General features: G+C 39.6%; 4 protein-coding genes and 1 pseudogene. 1 reads left to right on the forward strand and 4 read right to left on the reverse strand.

Features of this window, described 5'->3' with window-relative positions:
- Nucleotides 1–247, reverse strand: a pseudogene (locus ACM0OY_RS39495) (hypothetical protein); the annotation flags it as partial.
- Between the two features lie 687 nt (nucleotides 248–934).
- Between ACM0OY_RS39495 and ACM0OY_RS39500 the strand changes: the two are divergent.
- Nucleotides 935–1,930, forward strand: a complete 996-nt coding sequence (locus tag ACM0OY_RS39500) for a hypothetical protein (RefSeq protein WP_414574156.1) — start codon at nucleotides 935–937, stop codon at nucleotides 1,928–1,930.
- A gap of 128 nt (nucleotides 1,931–2,058) precedes the next feature.
- On the opposite strand, the gene ACM0OY_RS39505 is transcribed toward ACM0OY_RS39500, so the two are convergent.
- From ACM0OY_RS39505 to ACM0OY_RS39515, 3 genes are all read right to left on the reverse strand, one after another.
- On the reverse strand, nucleotides 2,059–3,012 hold the full coding sequence (locus ACM0OY_RS39505; RefSeq protein WP_414574157.1) for a ParB/RepB/Spo0J family partition protein: 954 nt from the start codon (nucleotides 3,010–3,012) through the stop codon (nucleotides 2,059–2,061).
- A gap of 1 nt (nucleotide 3,013) precedes the next feature.
- Complete coding sequence (locus tag ACM0OY_RS39510; protein WP_414574158.1) at nucleotides 3,014–3,766, reverse strand: ParA family protein; 753 nt, start codon at nucleotides 3,764–3,766, stop codon at nucleotides 3,014–3,016.
- A 376-nt stretch (nucleotides 3,767–4,142) separates the two neighbouring features.
- A complete protein-coding gene (locus tag ACM0OY_RS39515; protein WP_414574159.1) occupies nucleotides 4,143–4,406 on the reverse strand; it encodes a hypothetical protein in 264 nt (87 codons plus the stop codon).
- Nucleotides 4,407–4,749: the final 343 nt, after the last annotated feature.

A 4,749-nucleotide genomic window follows, 5' to 3' on the forward strand; every position in this document is an offset into this window, starting at 1 on the left:
AGAAACGAGCCGCACCATTACTGTCTGTGTTGCGTTCAAAATGATTTCCAGCACGGAAAGCAGATTCACCGATTGTATATGCTGTTCCATTAAATTCTACGCGTCCGGGAACGTCTTCCATATCTGCTGTGGAAATGTAGCTGGGGACTCTCACCACATCAAAGCCATCGACTAAAAGTTTTAGGCTACCGTAGCCATTGTCAAAGCCTGCCGGAAAAATTTTTTGCAGTGCATGGATGTTTGTCATTGGTGTTAATTGTGGCATAAAATCAGGACTTTTTGAGGATACCCTAAATGGTAGTTAATTGTAACCCATATAGCTCCCATTTAGTACCCATGACTTTACATGATATATTTGGGTACTATATAACCCCTATTTAGCTCCTATCTGGAATTTTTAATTTTTTAGCTTGTTTACTTATTTTTGGGATTTTGGAAAATAGATGAATAAAGGTAAAGATTAACTAATCTATAAATTCTAATCGCATAGCCCAATATTATTGGTTTAAGCTATTGACCTGGCAGACAGCAGTTTAGACTTAGCTGCAAAATCAATTCACTGACCAATATATCCAACATCACCCATTCTCAAGGTTTTAATGCCTCTGAGCAAAACAGGGTGCAGGGTGTTGAGTGGGGAGTGTGGGGAGTGTGGGGGGAGAGATGAGGAGATGGAGGAGTGTGGGAGGAAAGATTTCTTCCCCATCTTTCCACACCTCCCACACCCTGCCCTGACGAGGTTTCAGCTTTTCTTAGTGGCATTCGGTTCAAGCCCTCATTGGTTTTTCTCTATACTTTACACCCACTCAGCCCACACCTAACTTGTTGACTTTGAGCAAAGAAACAAGTACACATATTACTGCTGGTCTAGATGTAGATAAAGAGTGTACGATTTAAAATCGAATTAAATCCTGATGTCCTTCTAAGAATCCTCATGTCATCTACCTTCCCTTTTCCTGAGAAGCCGAAAGTCCATCAATCGTCCCAGACGCAACCTGTCCCAGCAAACTTAGCTCAAATTAAGCCAAAAACTCATACAAAGGAAGAACTTTCGATAACCAAAGGTGAGGTAGTTACTTCAGAATCAGCCCCAATTGATGAGCAGATTAATCTTGATGTCGAGTCGCAAATAGATGATATCGAAACATCAGAAGCAATATTTCAGGCTGTTGGCATAATTACTGGGGAGGTCAAATTTAGTGAGGATGGTAAAAGCACAGTTACTATTGGCCACCATGAATACGACTTGTTGTATGCGCGTCATAAATTGAAAGTATTTCAGGCACTCAAGCGAGAAATAGAAAATAGTGGTAATTCTTTTCAACGTTTAGTAGTGTATCCCCAGGTAACTCACTTCCCGAAAAAAGAGCAGCCGCATCGTATGGCTTTTCAGTTAGTGGGTTTTGACAAGGGATTGTTTAAAGAAACTATTTCTGATGAATTAGAAGACTTAGAGTTTAAGCTATCAGGATTGTGGCAGTTTATTCCGGTCTGCTCAACGCCGTGTATCTCAGTGTTCCGAAATTTTAGCAGCCAAAGGCTGGAATATATTAAACAAGCACTGCCAGCCCAAAAGGTAAGATACATGAAAGCCAGCCATATACCGATGCTGTGGAAGGATGCACCAGTTAAACCCTTCAGATTTAACCCCAAAGTGGCAAAAGACGAGCAAGGCAAAAGAGCATTTGTGTCTTTAAAGTCTAAATTTTTGCCTGGGCGGGATGTGTTCGGTTTTGTAGCACTGACAGCACCACCTCAAGAAACTGCACCCCGTTACTTGAAAGCTTCTAAAAAAGATAAAGCCACAGTGCAGCAAGAGGCGAAGCAGAATCAGCCCAAACAGCAGCGTCCATCTAAAAAGAATAAATTAACTGACGCTACAGAGTTTCGCAATCCTCAGACTAAACCAATACTCAAGAAAAGATCTTAAGCAAGTGAGGCAACAAACAAGGGAGTATATATAACGAAGGTACTGATAGCAAAGCTGTTAAAGTTTACAAACTAGTCTGTTTAGTTATTGTCAAGTATAACTATAGTGGCTTAGGGGCTAGTAGACACTTACTCCAATAATGCTTCAATCTGTTCTAATAACTTCTCTAAAGTTTTAGCTTTTTTAGAATCTTCCCAAACTTTAGCTTGTTTAACTCGCTGATAGGTTTCTTTCATTCGATTAGGAAGAGTATGAGACTGAAAAGGCTTAAGAGGCTGATTTGCTTTAATGTAATTTTTGATGTCTCGTACTGACAGGTTACGTTGAAGAGTTTCTGCTAATAGCTTTTGCCGCTGATTTTCATCTTTGATCTGAGCTATGATACGGGCTTTAGTATATTCGATTTCTCCTCGACGTAAAGTTTCCAAAACATCTTGAGGCAAATTTAATAATGGTAAGCGATGACTACGAAAGCTATCTGGAGTAAGTCGTCCTAATACTGTAAAAATATGTTCTACGGTTTCCCATTGACTACGAACAACGTTGTCCGTAATTTCGGTTTTTTGTTTTTGGCAGTTGGAAATATGATGAAGTAAAGAAATTACTTCTTTTTGGGAACATTCCAAGCGGATAGAGAGCAGTTGTAAAATTGCTTCGGTTTCTTCAACTGGATTTAAATCTTCTCTTTGTAGATTTTCTAGCAGTGCGACTTGGAAAGCATCTTGATCGTTAAGAGAACGGATAAGAACTGGAACTTCCCTTATGCCCAGTATTTGGGCTGCTCGGTAACGGCGTTCCCCAGCTATAAGTTCGTAATTGCCAGATTCTAGAGGTCGAACAAGCAATGGTTGCAGGATACCATGTTCACGAATAGAAGTAACCAAGCTTTCCATTGCTGAATTTGAAAAATAACGTCGAGGTTGATACTCGGATACTTGTATTTGACTAACTAATAAATAGTGTTCAATCGAATTATCTAGTGGAACTTGAGAGCTATTAGTCACACCTACTAAGTCAAGAAATTGCTTAGTTTTGTTAGGAAAATTTATTTCATCTGCCATTGACACGCGACGTTTAGCCATATTAGATCTGCTCTGTCATTTCTTTCACAACTGCTTGATAAGGTTCAATTAATTTTTTTTCTGTAGTGTATCTATGAATTGGTTCACGGGCTAAGTTTGATTCAGGAAACTGAACAGATTTAGGAACTGGCTCAAAAATTTTGATACCAGGTAATTTAGTTTGAAGAGTTTTGAGAGCATCTTGTGTAGTAAGTGTACGGTCTGCCATTGTAGGCAAGACTCCCAAAATTTGCAAATTAGGATGAGTATCTTCATCTCGAAGACTTTCAATAGTCTCCAATAATTGACGTAAGCCCTCTAAAGCAAAAAATTGACATTGAACAGGAATTAAGACTGCATCCGCTGCCATTAGTGCATTTAAAGTAAGCATACCCAAGCTGGGAGGACAATCAATTAAAATATGAACAAATTCTTGACGTAGAGGATTTAACTTCTTTCTAAGAATTCGGCTATTATCTGCTAAGTGCAAAATTTGCTTTTCTCCCGATGCTAAAGAAATGTCAGCCGGAATCAGCTTTATACCATATTTAGTTTCAACAATTGCTGCCGCTGCACTCTGTTGACGATCTACAAGTACCTCATAGGAAGTCTTCTGACCAGGCTGAATTTGAATTCCTAACCCTGTAGTTAGATTCCCTTGTGGATCAAAATCAACAGCAAGGCAAGAGGAAGTTTCTGCAAGCAATCCACCTAAAGCAATAGTTGAGGTTGTCTTAGCTACCCCACCCTTTTGATTAGTTATTGCAATAATCATATTTTGTTAGTATTACGCTGCAATTTTTCCTATAAAATATACCAGTTTAATGAAACAAAAAAAATTACAGGATAAGTTAGTTTCGAGCAAACGGGTTATACCCATATCAAAGCTAGAGGCTTCCTTCCAACCTGAGGAGGTTCGGTCGCAAAGGTAGTATTTAGCCTATGCTTTAATATAGCTTTCTGAATAGGTTCACGTAACCTTTGAGCCTTTACACAATTTCAATTAGCGATCGCAGCAATTGAAGGTTAACAAAATACTGACTAATAGTACAAATGTTCTATTAACTGTTAGAATCGCTCAAAGCAAATTACACTCAATGCTTCTGGGATGCAATTGTCCAGAAGCATTTTGCTTATAGCCAGAAATCGCCTCACGAAGAAGACTTCTGAAAATCAACATCACTTTTATAGACCTTAGCCCTGGGCTTACCTTTCTTGGCAGGTGCAGCTATAGAAGACTTCTTAGGCGGCCCTGGAGGACGACAGGTTTCGCAGTACAGGGGGCGTGGGCCATACGTCTCACGAGAAGTTGAGAGATCGCACTGCTTACAGACGAAGTTAAAAATGCGTGTGTGTATCTGACGTTTGTGCGCTCTGACGGTGTACTCTTTGACTTGAATTTCTTTGCTAGGCATTGTTTAGCTGACTGCGGCTTTAATAATTGAACGTAGTTAACCGCTTGACTTGAATCTTAGCCTTTTCAACTCTACTTTTAAGCCTTTAGGTCGAGTTTTCACTACAGCTTTGTAGGGCAATTTCTACCTTGGGCTACGCCAAATTTTTCACGAATATCAAGCTTGTACAAATTCAATTCTCTACGCCTAGAATTTGTGCCTAAATCTTTTACTACTTCCTAAATTTCTCAAAAGCGTGCAGTTAAAACGCTTCGCTAGTTGTCACTGAAAACTCTCTCGTACTTTAGGAGGGAGCAACGCGATTTTGTGAGGTTGGGTGAAAAAGGTGCGATCGCTAACAACT

Source organism: Nostoc sp. CCY 9925 (assembly GCF_963920935.1).
GTDB lineage: Bacteria > Cyanobacteriota > Cyanobacteriia > Cyanobacteriales > Nostocaceae > Nostoc.